Source organism: Methylibium petroleiphilum PM1, from assembly GCF_000015725.1.
GTDB lineage: Bacteria > Pseudomonadota > Gammaproteobacteria > Burkholderiales > Burkholderiaceae_C > Methylibium > Methylibium petroleiphilum.
This window is the reverse complement of the sequence record NC_008825.1, coordinates 2,906,722-2,923,371: the sequence shown is the minus strand read 5'-3', so window position 1 is coordinate 2,923,371 and position 16,650 is coordinate 2,906,722. Positions and strand designations below refer to the sequence as shown.

12 protein-coding genes and 2 pseudogenes are annotated in these 16,650 nt (G+C 66.5%); 9 read left to right on the top strand and 5 right to left on the bottom strand.

All coding sequences use genetic code 11. The features are described from left to right. Positions 1–209 precede the first annotated feature (209 nt). The 3 genes and pseudogenes from secA to argJ all read left to right on the top strand — a co-directional run. Positions 210–2,847 (top strand): annotated as a pseudogene (secA, locus tag MPE_RS13840) (preprotein translocase subunit SecA); the annotation flags it as partial. A gap of 29 nt (positions 2,848–2,876) precedes the next feature. Continuing rightward, on the top strand, positions 2,877–2,966 hold the full coding sequence (locus MPE_RS24995; RefSeq protein ID WP_409072470.1) for an SEC-C metal-binding domain-containing protein: 90 nt from the start codon (positions 2,877–2,879) through the stop codon (positions 2,964–2,966). A gap of 22 nt (positions 2,967–2,988) precedes the next feature. Continuing rightward, a complete protein-coding gene (argJ, locus tag MPE_RS13835) occupies positions 2,989–4,218 on the top strand; it encodes a bifunctional glutamate N-acetyltransferase/amino-acid acetyltransferase ArgJ (RefSeq protein ID WP_011830326.1) in 1,230 nt (409 codons plus the stop codon). Between the two features lie 19 nt (positions 4,219–4,237). Here the strand turns inward: argJ and MPE_RS13830 are convergent, their stop codons facing one another. The 5 genes and pseudogenes from MPE_RS13830 to ugpQ all read right to left on the bottom strand — a co-directional run bounded on the left by MPE_RS13830 (position 4,238) and on the right by ugpQ (position 8,377). Next, on the bottom strand, positions 4,238–5,329 hold the full coding sequence (locus MPE_RS13830) for a sensor histidine kinase (RefSeq protein WP_011830325.1): 1,092 nt from the start codon (positions 5,327–5,329) through the stop codon (positions 4,238–4,240). A gap of 244 nt (positions 5,330–5,573) precedes the next feature. Continuing rightward, positions 5,574–5,711: pseudogene (locus MPE_RS24985) on the bottom strand (response regulator transcription factor); the annotation flags it as partial. A 165-nt stretch (positions 5,712–5,876) separates the two neighbouring features. After that, positions 5,877–7,322: an IS1182 family transposase gene (locus tag MPE_RS13825; RefSeq protein WP_011829309.1), complete on the bottom strand. Its 1,446-nt coding sequence runs from the start codon at positions 7,320–7,322 to the stop codon at positions 5,877–5,879. A gap of 79 nt (positions 7,323–7,401) precedes the next feature. Further along, a complete protein-coding gene (locus MPE_RS24865; RefSeq protein WP_259372572.1) occupies positions 7,402–7,527 on the bottom strand; it encodes a hypothetical protein in 126 nt (41 codons plus the stop codon). Positions 7,528–7,627: 100 nt separating this feature from the next. Beyond that, the gene (gene ugpQ, locus MPE_RS13820; protein ID WP_011830323.1) at positions 7,628–8,377 is read right to left on the bottom strand and encodes a glycerophosphodiester phosphodiesterase; all 750 of its coding nucleotides are present in this window, start codon (positions 8,375–8,377) and stop codon (positions 7,628–7,630) included. 107 nt (positions 8,378–8,484) lie between these two features. On the opposite strand from ugpQ, the gene MPE_RS13815 reads away from it, so the two are divergent. The 6 genes from MPE_RS13815 (at position 8,485) to epsF (ending at position 16,642) form a co-directional block, all read left to right on the top strand. Beyond that, positions 8,485–12,411 (top strand): DUF3683 domain-containing protein, encoded by a 3,927-nt coding sequence (locus MPE_RS13815; protein ID WP_011830322.1) that lies wholly within the window; start codon positions 8,485–8,487, stop codon positions 12,409–12,411. Then, on the top strand, positions 12,408–12,851 hold the full coding sequence (locus MPE_RS13810; protein ID WP_011830321.1) for an HIT family protein: 444 nt from the start codon (positions 12,408–12,410) through the stop codon (positions 12,849–12,851). The genes MPE_RS13815 and MPE_RS13810 overlap by 4 nt, the downstream gene beginning before the upstream one ends. Positions 12,852–12,885: 34 nt before the next feature. Beyond that, positions 12,886–13,302: a gamma-butyrobetaine hydroxylase family protein gene (locus MPE_RS13805; RefSeq protein ID WP_011830320.1), complete on the top strand. Its 417-nt coding sequence runs from the start codon at positions 12,886–12,888 to the stop codon at positions 13,300–13,302. Positions 13,303–13,312: 10 nt separating this feature from the next. After that, positions 13,313–14,044 (top strand): bifunctional demethylmenaquinone methyltransferase/2-methoxy-6-polyprenyl-1,4-benzoquinol methylase UbiE, encoded by a 732-nt coding sequence (ubiE, locus tag MPE_RS13800; protein ID WP_011830319.1) that lies wholly within the window; start codon positions 13,313–13,315, stop codon positions 14,042–14,044. Between the two features lie 319 nt (positions 14,045–14,363). Further along, complete coding sequence (gene epsE / locus MPE_RS13795; RefSeq protein WP_011830318.1) at positions 14,364–15,194, top strand: polysaccharide export protein EpsE; 831 nt, start codon at positions 14,364–14,366, stop codon at positions 15,192–15,194. A 20-nt stretch (positions 15,195–15,214) separates the two neighbouring features. After that, a complete protein-coding gene (epsF, locus tag MPE_RS13790; protein ID WP_011830317.1) occupies positions 15,215–16,642 on the top strand; it encodes a chain length determinant protein EpsF in 1,428 nt (475 codons plus the stop codon). Positions 16,643–16,650: the final 8 nt, after the last annotated feature.

Below are 16,650 nucleotides of genomic sequence, written 5' to 3'. Positions count from 1 at the left end.
AAGCCCCGTCGCGAGGGTGGGGCATCCCGGGGCGGGTGGTAGAGTTCTGGGCTGAGTGCGGCGCCGAACGGGCGCCGCTCTTGTATTCCGGAGTGCCATCCGCAGTTGCTTGCAGCCCGGGGCTGCACTGTGGCGTGGCGTGATGGCCCGGCGGTTGCTGTGCTCGCCACGTTGCGGGCCGCTTCACCCCTCATCGACCGATTCCCCGCATGTTGCCCAAGCTTCTCACCTCGATTTTCGGCAGCCGCAACGAACGGCTCCTCAAGCAGTACCGGCGCGTGGTCGATCAGATCAACGCCCTCGAGCCGCAGTTCGAGCAGCTCGGGGATGACGAACTGCGGGCCAAGACCGAGGCGTTCAAGCAACGCGTGGCCGACGGTGAGACGCTCGACCAGTTGCTGCCCGAGGCCTTTGCCGTCGTGCGCGAGGGCAGCAAGCGGGCGCTGAAGATGCGCCACTTCGACGTGCAGCTGATCGGCGGCATGACGCTGCACAACGGCAAGATCGGCGAGATGCGCACCGGCGAAGGCAAGACGCTGATGGCGACGCTGCCGGTCTACCTGAACGCGCTGGCCGGCAAGGGCGTGCACGTGGTGACGGTCAACGACTACCTCGCGCGGCGCGATGCCGAGTGGATGGGACGTCTGTACAACTTCCTCGGGCTGACGGTCGGGGTCAACGGCCCGCAGATGACGCGCGAGGCCAAGCAGGCTGCCTACGCAGCCGACGTGACCTACGGCACCAACAACGAGTTCGGCTTCGACTACCTGCGCGACAACATGGTCACCGAGGTGGCCGACCGGGTGCAGCGCTCGCTGAATTTCGCGATCGTCGACGAGGTCGACTCGATCCTGATCGACGAGGCGCGCACGCCGCTGATCATCAGCGGCCAGGCCGAGGACCAGACCGAGCTTTATCTGCGCATCAACGCGGTCGCGCCGCTGCTGAAGAAGCAGATCGGCGAGGCCGATCCGCGCACCGGCGAGGGCGTGATCGAGGCCGGCGACTTCACCGCTGACGAGAAGACCCACCAGGTGGTGCTGACCGAGGCGGGACACGAGCACGCCGAGGCGCTGCTCGCGCAGGCCGGTCTGCTGGTCGAGGGGGCGAGCCTGTACGACGCCGCCAACATCACGCTGATGCACCATCTGTACGCGGCGCTGCGCGCGCGCCATCTGTACCACCGTGACCAGCATTACGTGGTGCAGAACGGCGAGGTCGTCATCGTCGACGAGTTCACCGGCCGCCTGATGACCGGGCGGCGCTGGAGCGACGGCCTGCACCAGGCGGTGGAAGCCAAGGAAGGCGTGCCGATCCAGGCCGAGAACCAGACGCTGGCCTCGATCACCTTCCAGAACTACTTCCGCATGTACGGCAAGCTCGCCGGCATGACCGGCACGGCCGACACCGAGGCCTACGAGTTCCAGGAGATCTACGGTCTGGAGACCGTGGTGATCCCGCCCAACAAGCCGACCCAGCGCCGCGATGAGCTCGACCTGGTCTACAAGACCTCGCGCGAGCGCTACGAGGCGGTGGTCAAGGACATCCAGGACTGCTACGAGCGCGGCCAACCGGTGCTGGTGGGCACCACGTCGATCGAGAACTCCGAGCTGATCTCGAAGCTGCTCGAGAAGTACAAGCTCCCACACGAGGTGCTCAACGCCAAGCAGCACGCCCGCGAGGCGGAGATCATCGCCCAGGCCGGCCGGCCGAAGGCGGTGACCATCGCCACCAACATGGCCGGCCGCGGCACCGACATCGTGCTGGGCGGCAACGTCGAGAAGCAGGTGCAGTTCATCGAGGCCGACGACGCCATCCCGGCCGACGACAAGCTGCGCCGCATCCAGCAGCTCAAGGACGAATGGGCCGGCCTGCACGAGCAGGTCAAGGCGGCGGGCGGCTTGCGCATCGTGGCCACCGAGCGCCACGAGTCGCGCCGCATCGACAACCAGCTGCGCGGCCGTTCGGGCCGTCAGGGTGATCCGGGCGCCTCGCGCTTCTACCTGTCGCTCGAGGATCCGCTGATGCGCATCTTCGCCGGCGACCGTGTCAAGGCGATCATGGAGCGCCTGAAGATGCCCGATGGCGAGGCCATCGAGGCCGGCATCGTTTCGCGCAGCATCGAGGGTGCGCAGCGCAAGGTCGAGGCGCGCAACTTCGACATCCGCAAGCAGCTGCTCGAGTACGACGACGTGTCGAACGACCAGCGCAAGGTGATCTACCAGCAGCGCAACGACATCCTCGAATCGAAGGAGCTCGGTGCCCAGATCGCTCACCTGCGTCGTGGTGCGATGACCGACGTGGTGCGCACCTTCGTGCCGGTCGAGAGTGTCGAGGAGCAGTGGGACATCCCCGGCCTCGAAAAGGTGCTGCGCGACGAATGGCAGCTCGACGTGCCGATCGCCGCACAGGTGGACAAGAGCGACGCGATCACCGATGAGGATCTGGTCGAGATGGTCGCCAAGACCGCCGACGAGACCTACGCCGGCAAGGTGGCGCTGGTCGGCGAGGAGCAGTTCTCCGGCTTCGAGCGCGCGGTGCTGTTGCAGTCGATCGACACGCACTGGCGCGAGCATCTCGCAGCGCTCGACTACCTGCGCCAGGGCATCCACCTGCGCGGCTACGCCCAGAAGAACCCGAAGCAGGAGTACAAGCGCGAGGCCTTCGAGCTGTTCTCGACCCTGCTCGACACGGTGAAGATGGACGTCACCCGCCTGCTGATGACGGTACGTATCCGCAGCACCGAGGAAGTCACGCAGGCGGCCGAGGCGCTGGAGGAGAAGGCCGAGGCCATCAGCAACCTCACCTACACGCACCCCACCGAAGACGGTGGCGTGGCGGTCGAGGCCGATCCGGCCACCGAGGTGGCGAACCGCATGGCCGAGGTGCCGCGCGCCGGACGCAACGACCCCTGCCCCTGCGGCAGCGGCAAGAAGTACAAGCAGTGTCACGGCCGATTGGCTTGATCGCAGCGACCCGGAGAGCCTCATGCCCGTGAATCTCGTCGCCCCGAACGCCGCCGACCTGCATCCCGTGCCGGGGGTCGAGATCGGCATCGCGATGGCCGGTGTGCGCAAGGCGGGCCGGCGTGACCTGAGCGTGTTCAAGCTGGCCGAGGGCTCTGCGGTGGCGGCGGTGTTCACGCAGAACCGTTTCTGCGCCGCGCCGGTGCAACTGTGCCGCAAACACCTGGAGGCCGCCGTCGGCGTGCGGGCACTCGTCGTCAACACCGGCAACGCGAACGCCGGCACCGGCGAGGACGGGCTGGTGCGCGCGTTCTCCACCTGTGTGGCGCTGGCCCGCCGGCTCGACATCGCGCCGGAGCAGGTGCTGCCGTTCTCGACCGGCGTGATCATGGAGACGCTGCCCACCGACCGCATCGAGGCCGGGCTGCCGGCGGCGCTGGCCGACTGCCGGGCCGACAACTGGCCGGCCGCCGCCGAGGCCATCATGACCACCGACACCCTGCCCAAGGCCGCGTCGCGTCAGCTGCAGATCGGCGGCCGGACGGTGACGGTGACTGGCATCGCCAAGGGCGCGGGGATGATCCGTCCCAACATGGCGACGATGCTCGGATTCGTGGCCACCGATGCCAGGGTGGCACCGCGCGCCTTGCAGGCGCTCGTACGCGAGGCGGCCGACCGGTCCTTCAACCGCATCACCATCGATGGCGACACGTCCACCAACGACAGCTTCGTGCTGGTCGCCACGGGCCAGGCGGCGCACGACGAGATCACGGCACTCGAGTCGCCCGAAGGTGCAGCGCTGCGCGAGGCAGTGATCGCGGTGTCGCAGCAGCTCGCGCAGGCGATCGTGCGCGACGGCGAGGGTGCGACGAAGTTCATCACGGTGCGTGTCGACGGCGGCCGCTCGAAGGAGGAGTGCCGGTGGGTCGCCTACGCGATCGCGCATTCACCGCTGGTGAAGACCGCTTTCTTCGCCAGCGACCCCAACTTGGGCCGGATCCTCGCCGCGGTGGGCTATGCGGGCATCGCCGACCTCGACCAGTCGCTGATCGACCTCCACCTCGACGACGTGCACGTCGCGACGAAGGGCGGTCGCCATCCCGCCTACCAGGAGGCCGACGGCCAGCGCGTCATGAAGCAGAGCGAGATCACCGTGCGGGTCGATCTGCACCGCGGGGCGGCCCATGCCACCGTGTGGACCTGCGATCTCTCGCACGACTACGTCACGATCAACGCCGACTACCGCAGCTGAGCGTTCGTCCGAAGCGACGTCAGCGGCGGCCCAGCGGCAGTGCGAAGTAGAAGGTCGCCCCGCGGTCCTTCTCGGATTCGGCCCAGAGCCGCCCGCCCATGCGGTGGATCGCGCGGCGCACGATCGCCAACCCGATGCCGGTGCCCGCGAACTCGACGTCGCCGTGCAGGCGCTTGAACGGTTCGAACAGGTGTTCGGCCGCCGTCATGTCGAAGCCCACGCCGTTGTCGCGAACCTGGCAGACGAGCTGACCGTCGGCCGTTGGGGCGCCTTGCAGATCGATCAGCGCATCGTCGCGCCGGAGGGTGTATTTCCAGGCGTTCGACAGCAGGTTCTCCAGCACGACGCGCAACAGGCCCAGATCGCCCACGACCTTCAGACCGGTGGCGATGCGCACCGTCATGCCGGCCCGTGGACTCTGCTCGCGCAGCACGCCCACGATCTCGTGGGCGAGTTGCCCGATGTCGATCGTGCGGTGCTGTACGTCGCCGTGGCCGACATGCGCCAGCTTGATGAGGTCGTCGATCAGCGCTTCCATGCGCCGTGCGGACTTGCCGATGCGGTCCAGGAAGCCCTGGCCTTCCGCATCGAGCTGCGAACGGTGATGGTCGGCGAGCAGACCGCTGTAGCCGCTGATCGCCCGCAGCGGGGCCCGCAGGTCATGGGCGACGCTGTAGGAAAAGGCCTCCAGCCCGGCGTTGGCTTCGCGCAGCGCAGCGGTCCGCTCCTGCACCCGGTGCTCCAGCTCCTGCAGCGTCTGCACGTTCTCGATCGCGACCGAGGTCGTGTCGGCCAGGGCCTGCAGCAGTGACACCTCGTCGGTGCTCGGCCGGTAGGGGCGTGCCCAGTAGTTGCCGATGGCGCCGATCGGCGACTCGCTGCGGATCGGCACCATCGCCATGCTGCGCACGAAGGTCGGGCGGTAGGCGTCGACCGGCACGCGCGGGTCCTGGTAGATGTCGGGGATGACGGCGGGCGTGCGCTGGAGCATGACCCAGCCACTGACGCAGGCCGACATCGGAAAGCGCTGCCCCTTCCACAGCGGCTCGATCGCATCCTCGTCGGCGTAATGGCACAGGTCGCCGTCGCGCAGGGATGAAGGTGGCGCCATCGGCCGAGGTCAGCTCGCGGGCGCCGTGGCGCACGATGGCCATGATCTGCTCCACGCTGCGCGCCAGCGAGAGTTGCTTGACGATGTCGACCAGCAGCGCCATGCCGCGCGCGCGCCAGGCCAGTCGATCGCGGTCGGCCTGCAGCAGCGGGTGCCGCAACGCCGGCGCCAGCCGCCACAGTGCGTCCTTCGGGACGACATCGGCGGCGCCGGCCGCCAGCCACTGTTGCGCACGCTGCTCGTCCGCGTGGCCGCTGACGAAGATGAAGGGCGCTCCGGGTTGCCGTTCACCGGCCAGTTGCAGCGCCTGCAGACCGTCCAGGCCCGGCACCTCGCTGTCGCTGAGGATCGCGTCGAAGCGGTGCTCGCCCAGCGCCTGCACATAGTCGAGGCTGTGTGAGAACTCCTGTCGTCGACGCTTTCGGAACGAGTTGCGCTTCTGGCGCTGCACGCGCGTTCATTGGCCCACAGTAGTCATTACAGAGCTATATGCCGCGTTTGTAGGTCTTGACGGGTCTACGGCCCGCCATTTCGCATAACAAGGCGCCTACGCGCCCACCAGCTTCATGGCCTTCAGCGTTTTGGCAATACCAAGGATGCTCATTACACGCTTGAGGTTGTAAGCCAGTACGTGAAGGCTCATTTCTGTCGCAACGTTGGGCAGTCTCCGGGTCAGGAAGTGCGCTGAGCCCATCCAGTGTTTCAGTGTTCCGAACACATGCTCAACAGTCCGCTTTCGAACCGCCATAGCGGTTGGCCGGCTATCCAGTCGTCGCTGCACCTTTTCAAGCACCGCCTCGTGTTCCCAGCGGGAGATACGCCTGTAGTCACCTGTCGTGCACTGCGCCTTGATCGGGCATTGCGGGCACGCGCTGCTCCAGTAGCGACGGATCTCCAGGCCGCGCTCATCGCGCGTGTAGCGGTGAATGGCGCGCTGCCCGGCAGGACATTGGTACTCATCATCGCGGGCGATGTAGATGAAGTCAGACTTATCAAATCGTCCCTCAGCCTTAGCATTGGATGTCATTGACTTCGGAACGTAGGCCAGGATCCCAGCGTCGTCGCATGCCTTGAGTTCGATGCTGTTGTAGTAGCCACGATCGGCATGGGCGTGCAGCCTGATCTTGCCCATCGCACCGCGCGCCGCCAGCGCCATCGCGCTGAGCTGCGACCTGTCGCTGCTGTCGTTGGTCACGTTGTGCGTAACGATCAGATGGTGCTTGGCGTCTACAGCTACTTGGACGTTGTAGCCCACGATCCCCGAGCCCAGCCGACTGGTGGCCATGGAGCGCGCATCTGGATCAGTCAACGACAGCTGTTCGTCTGGCTCGGACTTCAACTGCGCCCTGAGCCCATCGAGTTCGCGCATGCGCTTGCGCAACTTCTTGATCTTCTCCTGCAGTCGCTCGGTCTTGGCCTCCACACCGACCGATTGCGTGCGATCGGCAGTCTCCAGCGTGTCCAGGTAGCGCTGGATGCTCTGCGCAACCTGCTCTTGGAATCGGTCGATCTTCACCTCCGTGAAGTTCCGGTCCCGGTTGTTGACCGCCTTGAACTTGCTGCCGTCGATGGCCACGATGGCCTGCGAGAAGAGCTTCAGTTCGCGACACAGGACAACGAATCGGCGGCAAGCGTTCTGGATGCCTTTGCCGCTGCCGCGCCGGAAGTCAGCGACGGTCTTGAAATCAGGAGCCAGCCTGCCTGTCAACCACATCAGCTCAATATTGCGCTGACACTCCCGCTCCAGGCGCCGACTGGATTGAATGCGGTTGAGGTAGCCGTAGATATAGATCTTCAGCAGTACCGCTGGGTGATACGAGGGTCGACCCGTCGATGCCGGCGTCAGCCCATCGAAGCCCAAGGCCTGTAAGTCGAGTTCGCTGACGAATGCGTCGACCACTCGGACCGGGTTGTCCTCGGCGACGAAGTCGTCAAGGCACTCTGGCAACAACGTAACCTGGTTCCGGTCGCCACCTTCAACAAATCGGGCCATCTGGCAGCCTCCGCTAACCGCGTCGGCTCGTCACTCTACGCAAGCAATCATCGATCTGGCAGCGGGTTTTCACACAGCCTCAGTCGGCAGCGGTCGACACGCGTTGCCATTCGGCGCGCACCCCCAGGTGCTGCACGGTGCGACACAGCAGATCGGCGTCGAGTGCGTCGTCTTCGAGGTGCAGCAGATGCAGAAGGGCTTCCATCGGGGTGCGTTCCTTTCGTGGATCCTGGATCGGTCTCGATGTTGCCGCGGCGGGTGCCGTTGACCATCCCCAGCCTGCACGCGGCCCGGGCCTCGGGTGTTCAGCCCAGCGTGTCCGGCGCGAAGCGGTCGATGGCGTCGGTGATCAGGCCATCGATGCCGGCCGCACGCAAGCGCCGGGCCTCCGCCGCGCCATTGACCGTGTAGGACAGCACCCGCAGGCCAGCCTCATGGGCCTGGCGGATGGCGTCGGCGTCGAGCGCGCCGTGGTGGACCACGATGGCGATGCAGCCCAGACCGCAGGCCGCCTCGCGCCAGCCTGTCGCCAGATGCTCCAGCAGCAGGGCGCGCGGTAGCGCCTCGACAGCGTCGCGCGCCGCCGCCAGCGAGGCGGTCTCGAAGGAGCTCAGCAGCGGCGGCGTGAGGCCGGCCCACAGGCCGGCGGCCACTCGGGCGACCACGGCGCCGGTACGCGCCGCCTGGCCCGGGCCGGGCTTGAGCTCCAGGTTCAGCAGCAGGCCGCTGTGGCGGGCGTGCTCGGCCAGCGATGCCAGCGTCGGCAGGCGCTCGCCGCGGAAGCGGGGGCCATGCCAGGCGCCGGCATCCAGGGCGGCCAGCGTGGCCCAGGACTGTCCGGCCGCCAGGCCGTGCCCGTCGGTCGTGCGATCGAGGGTCGCGTCGTGCAGCAGGAAGGGCTGTTCGTCGGCACTCAGCGTCACATCGCATTCGGCCATGCGATAGCCGCGTGCCTGACCGGCGCGAAAGGCGGCCAGCGTGTTCTCCGGCGCCAGCTTGCCGGCGCCGCGGTGGGCGATCCAGAACGGGTAGGGCCAGGGTGCAGGAGGCGGCATGCTGCATGGTAGCCAGCACCGGCAGTCATGACCGCACGGGCGTCGGCCGTGCTGCACTGCGATAGCATTCGGGCCCAGACGCGACTTGATGTTGGCGGCTGGTGACCATGAACGCACCGCTTCCCCTCCACAGCACGATCCAGGCCGCCGACGGCCACGCCGCGCGACTGCGCGAGATTCCGTACAACTACACCTCGTTCTCCGATCGCGAGATCGTGCTGCGGCTGCTCGGGCCGCGGTCGTGGGAGATGCTGCACCAGCTGCGCGCCGAGCGCGTGACCGGCCGCTCGGCACGCATGCTCTACGAGGTGCTGGGCGACATCTGGGTGGTGCAGCGCAACCCTTACCTGCAAGACGACCTGCTGGACAACCCGCGCCGGCGCCGCCAGCTGGTCGAGGCCCTGCAGCACCGGCTGGGCGAGATCGACAAGCGCCGCGCCGACAAGGACGAGGCCACGATGGACGTGGAAGCGGCGCAGCGCAATGCCCGCGTCGGCGAGCTGCTGAAGGCGGCACGCGAGGCGGTGGATCGCTTCTCGCTAGGCTTCGACACGATGGCCGAGCTGCGCCGCCGCACGCAGCGCCGGCTGGGGCGGCACACGGCCAAGGACAACATCAAGTTCGACGGCCTGTCGCGCGTGTCGCACGTGACCGACGCGACCGACTGGCGGGTCGAATACCCGTTTGTCGTGCTGACGCCGGACACCGAGGCCGAGATGGCGGCGCTGGTGAAGGGCTGCATCGAGCTGGGCCTGACCATCATCCCGCGCGGCGGCGGCACCGGCTACACCGGTGGAGCCGTGCCGCTGACCTGGAAGAGCGCGGTGATCAACACCGAGAAGCTCGAGGCGATGAGCGAGGTCGAGTGGGTCTCGCTGCCGGGGCTCGCGCAACCCGTGCCGACGGTGTGGACCGAGGCGGGCGTGGTGACCCAGCGCGTGGCCGACGCCGCCGAGCGTGCCGGCCACGTGTTCGCGGTCGACCCGACCTCGGCCGAGGCGAGCTGCATCGGCGGCAACATCGCGATGAATGCCGGCGGCAAGAAGGCCGTGCTGTGGGGTACCGCGCTCGACAACCTGGCGTCGTGGCGCATGGTGACGCCCGACGCGCAGTGGCTCGAGGTGGTGCGACTGAGCCACAACCTCGGCAAGATCCACGATGCCGAGCTGGCGAGCTTCGAGCTGCGCTACTTCGAGGCCGACGGCAAGACGCCGGTGCGTACCGAGCGGCTCGACGTGCCCGGTCCGAGCTTCCGCAAGGAAGGCCTGGGCAAGGACGTGACCGACAAGTTCCTCGCCGGTTTGCCGGGCATCCAGAAGGAAGGCTGCGACGGCCTGATCACCAGCGCGCGCTGGATCGTGCACAAGATGCCGGCCCACACGCGCACCGTGTGCCTGGAGTTCTTCGGCAATGCGAAGGACGCGGTGCCGAGCATCGTCGAGATCAAGGACTACCTGTTTGCCGAGCAGCGTACGGGCGGCGCGATCCTGGCCGGGCTGGAGCACCTGGACGACCGCTACCTGAAGGCGGTCGGCTACGCCACCAAGAGCAAGCGCGGCGGCCTGCCGAAGATGGTGCTGGTGGGTGACATCGCCGGCGACGACGCCGACGCAGTGGCGCGCGCCGCCAGCGAGGTGGTGCGCATCGCCAATTCGCGCCACGGCGAAGGCTTCGTCGCGGTGAGCGCCGACGCGCGCAAGAAGTTCTGGCTCGACCGCAAGCGCACCGCGGCGATCAGCAAGCACACCAACGCCTTCAAGATCAACGAGGACGTGGTGATTCCGCTGCCGCGGATGGGCGAGTACACCGAGGGCATCGAACGCATCAACGTCGAGCTGTCGATGCGCAACAAGCTGCAGCTGCTGGACGCGCTGGAGACCTACTTCGAGCGCGGCGAACTCCCGCTCGGCAGGAACGACGATGCCAGCGACATCCCGAGCGCCGAGCTGCTGGAAGACCGCGTGCAGCAGGCTTTGACGCTGCTGCGCGAGGTGCGTGCGCTGTGGCAGGGCTGGCTGCAGGGGCTGGACGTGCGGCCGGCGGACGGCGGGCCGAGCCTGTTCGCGCAGTTGCAGGACCATAGCCTTCGCGCCTCGTGGAAGACGCAGGTGAGGGCGCCGCTGCAGGCGCTGTTCAGCGGCGGCGCGTTCGCCGCGGTGCTCGACGAATGCAGCCGCATCCACCGGGAGGTGCTGCGTGGGCGCGTCTGGGTTGCGTTGCACATGCACGCTGGCGACGGCAACGTGCACACCAACATCCCGGTCAACAGCGACAACTACGAGATGCTGCAGACTGCGCACGAGGCGGTGGGCCGCATCATGGCGCTGGCGCGCCGGCTCGACGGCGTGATCTCCGGCGAGCATGGCATCGGCATCACCAAGCTCGAGTTCCTGAGCGATGCCGAGATCGCCGACTTCATCGCCTACAAGCAGCGCGTCGACCCGCAGGGCCGCTTCAACAAGGGCAAGCTGCTGCGCGGCGACGCCCTGAAAGGCCTGGGCGACGATGTGCTGGCGGCCGACCTGAGCCACGCCTACACGCCCAGCTTCGGGCTGATGGGCCACGAGTCGCTGATCATGCAGCAGAGCGACATCGGCGCGATCGCCGATTCGGTGAAGGACTGCCTGCGCTGCGGCAAGTGCAAGCCGGTGTGCGCCACCCATGTGCCGCGCGCCAACCTGCTCTACAGCCCGCGCAACAAGATTCTCGCGACCTCGCTGCTGGTCGAGGCCTTCCTGTACGAGGAGCAGACGCGCCGCGGCATCAGCATCAAGCATTGGCAGGAGTTCGAGGACGTGGCCGACCACTGCACGGTCTGCCACAAGTGCCTGTCGCCGTGTCCGGTGAAGATCGACTTCGGCGACGTGTCGATGAACATGCGCAACCTGCTGCGCAAGATGGGGCAGAAGAGCTTCCGCCCCGGCAACGCGGCGGCGATGCTGTTCCTGAACGCGAAGAACCCCGACACGATCAAGCTGATGCGCTCGGCCATGGTCGACGTGGGCTTCAAGGCCCAGCGCCTGGCCAACGACCTGCTGCGCCGGCTGGCGCGCAAGCAGACCGCGGCGCCGCCGGCGACCGTGGGCCCGGCGCCGGTGAAGGCCCAGGTGATCCACTTCATCAACAAGAAGATGCCGGGCGGCCTTCCGAAGAAGACCGCGCGGGCGCTGCTCGACATCGAGGATGCCGACTACGTGCCGATCATCCGGGACCCGCAGGCCACCACGGCCGACAGCGAGGCGGTGTTTTACTTCCCTGGCTGCGGCTCCGAGCGCTTGTTCTCGCAGGTCGGGCTGGCGACCCAGGCGATGCTCTGGCATGCCGGCGTGCAGACCGTGCTGCCGCCCGGCTACCTGTGCTGCGGCTATCCGCAGCGCGGCAGCGGCCAGTACGACAAGGCTGAGAAGATCATCACCGACAACCGGGTGCTGTTCCACCGCGTCGCCAACACGCTGAACTACCTCGACATCAAGACCGTGGTGGTGAGCTGCGGCACCTGCTACGACCAGCTGCAGGGCTACCAGTTCGACAAGATCTTCCCGGGCTGCCGCATCGTCGACATCCACGAGTTCCTGCTGGAGAAGGGCATCCGGCTCGAAGGCGCCGGCGGCTACCTGTACCACGACCCCTGCCACAGCCCGATGAAGCTGCAGGAGCCGATGAAGACGGTAAAGGCACTGATGGGCGATCGGGTGCGCGAGAGCAAGCGCTGTTGCGGCGAGAGCGGCACGCTCGGTGTCACGCGCCCCGACATCTCCACGCAGATCCGCTTTCGCAAGGAAGAGGAGCTGCGCCGCGACGAGGCGGCTCTGCGCGCCTCGGGCGGCGTGGGAGCCGACGGGCCGGTGAAGATCCTCACGTCCTGCCCCAGTTGCCTGCAGGGCCTGAGCCGCTACGGCAACGACCTGAACAATGGCTTGCTGGAGGCCGACTACATCGTGGTCGAGATGGCACGCAGGATCCTGGGTGAAGAATGGCTGCCAGGCTATGTCGAGCGTGCCAACGCCGGTGGCATCGAGCGGGTGCTCGTGTGACCGGGCAGGCTGACTGCGAGCTGTGCCGCGGTGACGGCGGCCGGCTGGTGCTGCGTGCCGCCGACTGGCGCGTGATCCGCGCCGAGGATCCCGCCTTCCCAGCGTTCTACCGGGTGATCTGGAACGCTCACGTCGCCGAGTGGACCGACCTGCCACCGGTGCAGCGCAGCCTGTGCATGCAGGCGGTCGCGAAGGTCGAGACGGTGCTGCGCGAGGCGCTGCGGCCGACCAAGATCAACCTTGCCAGCCTGGGCAATGTGGTCCCACACCTTCACTGGCACGTGATCGCGCGCTTCGACTGGGACAGCCATTTCCCACAGCCGGTGTGGGGCGCGCCGCAGCGTCGCGTCGAGCCGACGGCCGAGGTGCGCCTGTCGCTGCCGCTGGTCGACCTCGATGCGCGCGTGGTGGCGGCGCTGGCACCGCTCGCCGGCCATTAAACTGGCAGCGTTCCCCGACGACGAGCATCCCCCAATGGCCGGACTGACCCCCGACACCCCGACCCCGACTGCCCTGACTGTGCACCAGCAGTCCCGGGTGCTCGAGATTGCGTTCTCCGACGGCGCGCAGTTCCGGCTGCCGTTCGAGCTGTTGCGCGTGTATTCGCCTTCGGCCGAGGTGCAGGGACATGGCCCGGGCCAGGAGGTCTTGCAGACCGGCAAGCGCAATGTCGACATCGTGGAACTGGAACCGGTCGGCAATTACGCCGTCCAGCCCACCTTCTCGGACGGGCACAACTCGGGTCTGTTCGCTTGGGACTACCTCTACCATCTGGGTCGCCAGCAGGAGCAGCTCTGGCAGGCCTACGAAGCGCGGCTCGCCGCCGCCGGGGTGGACCGCGACGCCCCCATGGTCGAAGCTGGCGGTTCGGCCTGCGGCCACCACCACTGAGGACTGCGGCATGGGCAGCACGCACTTCGGCTTCCAGAACGTCGACGAGAAAGAAAAGGCCGGTCGCGTGCGCGGTGTGTTCGATGCGGTCGCATCGAAGTACGACGTCATGAACGACCTGATGTCGCTGGGCCTGCACCGTGCCTGGAAGGCCTACACGGTGGCCGTCGCGAACGTGCGCGACGGTGACCGCGTTCTCGACATCGCCGGTGGAACCGGCGATCTGGCGCGCGCCTTCTCGCGTCGCGTCGGCAGCCGCGGCATGGTCGTGCACACCGACATCAACGAGGCGATGCTGCGCACCGGCCGCGACCGCCTGCTCGACGAGGGCCTGGTCCTGCCGACCGCGATCTGCGACGCCGAGCACCTGCCCTTCGCCAGTGGCAGCTTCGACGTGGTCAGCGTGGCCTTCGGCCTGCGCAACATGACCCACAAGGAACAGGCCCTGGCAGAGATGGCTCGGGTGCTCAAGCCGGGCGGGCGCCTGCTGGTGCTGGAGTTCTCTAAGGTGGCCAAGCCGCTGGAGAAGGCCTACGACTGGTATTCGTTCCAGGTGCTGCCGCGCCTGGGCAAGTGGGTCGCGAACGACGCGGACAGCTACCGCTACCTGGCCGAGTCGATCAGGATGCATCCTGACCAGGCGACCCTGAAATCGATGATGAAAGCGGCTGGATTCGGCCATGTGGATGTCCACAATATGGCGGGAGGTGTCGTTGCATTGCACGCCGGGATCCGATGCTGAGGCGAAGTTAGTCCGAGGGGTGTTCCCGGAGTCGTCGTCGTGAGGATTTCACAAGGTCAGGTCTGCACACGAGCCGGCCCCCGGTCTTGGGTGGATATCTCGTCAAGAGTGACGGGTACACTCGTTTGGCTTTGTTCGAGTTGCGATTTTCTCTAGACAATCAGATAAAACCCTGAGGCTGGGTCTTTGGGATGGTTGGCGCCTTTGCAGGGTGTCATCGCGCAAGGCCGGGTGCACCGGTTCGGTCGAGCTCTTCGCTGAGCGCTGGCGGTCGGTGGCTCGTCCTGGAAATTGGTCGATACACGGAAGGTTCAAGGGTATGAAGACGTTTCGTCTCGGTTTGTTCTGGTTGCTCGCAGCGCTGGCGCCGTTGTGCTCGTTCGGGCTCGCCCACGCTCAGGGTGCGACGCAGCCGGTTCGCAACGAGTACGTCCTGGGCTCGGGCGACGTCATTCGCGTGACGGTTTATCAGAACCCCGACCTGACCTTGGAGACGCGGGTCTCAGAAGCCGGCGTAATCTCCTATCCGCTGCTGGGGTCCGTCAAGGTCGGCGGGCAAAGCGTGACAGAAGTCGAGAAACGCATTGCCGACGGGCTAAAGACGGGGAATTTTGTTAAGCAACCGCAGGTCACAGTGCTGGTGGTCCAAGTTCGCGGCAATCAGGTGTCGGTTCTTGGACAGGTCAATCGTCCAGGCCGGTACCCTCTGGAAGTCGCTGACTCGAAGCTGAGTGATGTGCTGGCGGTCGCCGGCGGAGTGGCGCCGACAGGCGCAGATGTTGTGACCGTGGTTGGTGTCCGTGGCGGCCAGCCGTTCCGGGCCGAGATCGATCTGGCTCGTTCTATCGGTTCGGCTAATCGGTCTACCGGTGACATCCAGATCGTGAATGGTGATGTTGTCTGGGTCGACCGCGCGCCGACGGTGTACATCTATGGCGAGGTGCAGCGTGCGGGTGCTATTCGCTTGGAGAGGGGAATGACCGTGATGCAGGCCCTGGCAACCGGCGGGGGATTGACGGTGCGCGGTACGGAGAAGGGGATGCGCGTTCATCGGCGTGGGACCGATGGCAAGGTCCAGGTTCTGCAGCCCTCGATGGACGATCAGTTGCGAGATGGCGACGTCGTTTACGTCCGAGAGAGTCTGTTCTGATTTGACGTGGGGCGTACGACATGACCTTCGGCCAGTTCCTTTCCATCCTCGCTGCGCGTTGGCGGCTCGTGCTGTCGATCGTCGCGCTCGTGGTGACCGCCGCGATCGGCGTCAGCCTCGCGTTGCCGAAGCAGTACACGGCGACCGCGGCGATCGTCTTCGACGTCAATCCGGACCCTGTGTCGACGGTCGGCTATGGCGAGATGGTGTGGCCCGCGTATCTCGCGACGCAGGTCGAGATCATGCAGAGCGTTCGGGTTGCCAGACGCGTGGTCGAGGCGCTGCAGATGAAGGACGACGAACTCAGCCGTCGGCGCTGGCAGGAGGCAACGGGTGGGCAGGGCGATTTCGAGGAATGGATGATCAATGTCCTGAGTCGAGGACTGGTGGTCAAGCTGACGCGTGAGTCCAACGTCGTGACGCTGTCCTATCGCGCCCCCGACCCCCAGGTTGCAGCGCGGGTGTCCAACGCGTTCGTGAAGGCCTATCTCGATACCGTGGTCGACCTGAAGGTGGATCCAGCACGCCAGTATTCAACGTTCTTCGAGAGCCGTGCCAAAGAGCTGCGGGGGCAGTTGGAGCAGGCACAGGCCAAGCTTTCCGCCTTCCAGCGGCAGAAGGGGTTGATCGGGGCCGATGAACGGCTCGACACTGAGTCCGCTCGGTTGGCGGAGCTCTCTGCACAGGTGGTGGCCATGCAGGCGCTGTCGGCCGAGTCGGGCAGCCGTCAGACACAGGCTCTGGCGCGCTCGGCGGAGCAACTGCCTGATGTCCAGGCCAATCCGGTGGTCGCCAGCCTCAAGGCCGATCTCTCTCGCCAAGAGGTCCGACTACAGGAATTGAACGCGCGCCTTGGCGATGCCCACCCGCAAGTGATGGAAGCCAAGGCAAATATCGCGGCGTTGCGCGGTCGCATCAGCGCCGAATCGCGGCAGGTCGCTTCTGGCGTCGGCGTGACGAACACGATCAATCGGCAACGTGAGGCGGAGATTCGTGCGGCCTATGAAGCCCAGCGCCAGCGTGTGCTGCGCATGAAGGAGCAGCGTGACGAGGCGTCGATCTACCAGCGCGAAGTCGAAGCGGCGCAACGCGCGCTTGACAGCGTCATGACGCGCTTTAACCAGACCGCGCTCGAAAGCCAGGCGACCCGTTCCAATGCATCTGTTCTGACACCGGCCAGCACGCCCTTGCTGCCCTCTTCGCCCAAGATCTTTCTCAATGCGTTCATTGGGCTTTTCCTCGGAACGCTGGGTGCTGTCGCCATCGCGATCGTTCTGGAGATGATCAATCGCAGGGTGCGAAACGTCGACGACATCACCGAGGCACTCGGTCTTCCAGTGATCGGTACCTTGCCAAAGCCGGACCGCATTGGTGTGTTTGGCAAGCCTTCGTCTCAGCCCATTTTGGCGCGCCGTGTGCTGGGGCAGTTGCCGATGTCCCGGCCGTGATCAAGGGG

What these genes read in the sequence shown, in the direction of transcription:
- MPE_RS24995 (WP_409072470.1), top strand. Translation starts at nt 2,877, where the DNA reads ATGGCCGAGGTGCCGCGCGCCGGACGCAACGACCCCTGCCCCTGCGGC.
- argJ (WP_011830326.1), top strand. Translation starts at nt 2,989, where the DNA reads ATGCCCGTGAATCTCGTCGCCCCGAACGCCGCCGACCTGCATCCCGTG.
- MPE_RS13830 (WP_011830325.1), bottom strand. Translation starts at nt 5,329, where the DNA reads ATGGCGCCACCTTCATCCCTGCGCGACGGCGACCTGTGCCATTACGCC.
- MPE_RS13825 (WP_011829309.1), bottom strand. Translation starts at nt 7,322, where the DNA reads ATGGCCCGATTTGTTGAAGGTGGCGACCGGAACCAGGTTACGTTGTTG.
- MPE_RS24865 (WP_259372572.1), bottom strand. Translation starts at nt 7,527, where the DNA reads ATGGAAGCCCTTCTGCATCTGCTGCACCTCGAAGACGACGCACTCGAC.
- ugpQ (WP_011830323.1), bottom strand. Translation starts at nt 8,377, where the DNA reads ATGCCGCCTCCTGCACCCTGGCCCTACCCGTTCTGGATCGCCCACCGC.
- MPE_RS13815 (WP_011830322.1), top strand. Translation starts at nt 8,485, where the DNA reads ATGAACGCACCGCTTCCCCTCCACAGCACGATCCAGGCCGCCGACGGC.
- MPE_RS13805 (WP_011830320.1), top strand. Translation starts at nt 12,886, where the DNA reads ATGGCCGGACTGACCCCCGACACCCCGACCCCGACTGCCCTGACTGTG.
- ubiE (WP_011830319.1), top strand. Translation starts at nt 13,313, where the DNA reads ATGGGCAGCACGCACTTCGGCTTCCAGAACGTCGACGAGAAAGAAAAG.
- epsE (WP_011830318.1), top strand. Translation starts at nt 14,364, where the DNA reads ATGAAGACGTTTCGTCTCGGTTTGTTCTGGTTGCTCGCAGCGCTGGCG.
- epsF (WP_011830317.1), top strand. Translation starts at nt 15,215, where the DNA reads ATGACCTTCGGCCAGTTCCTTTCCATCCTCGCTGCGCGTTGGCGGCTC.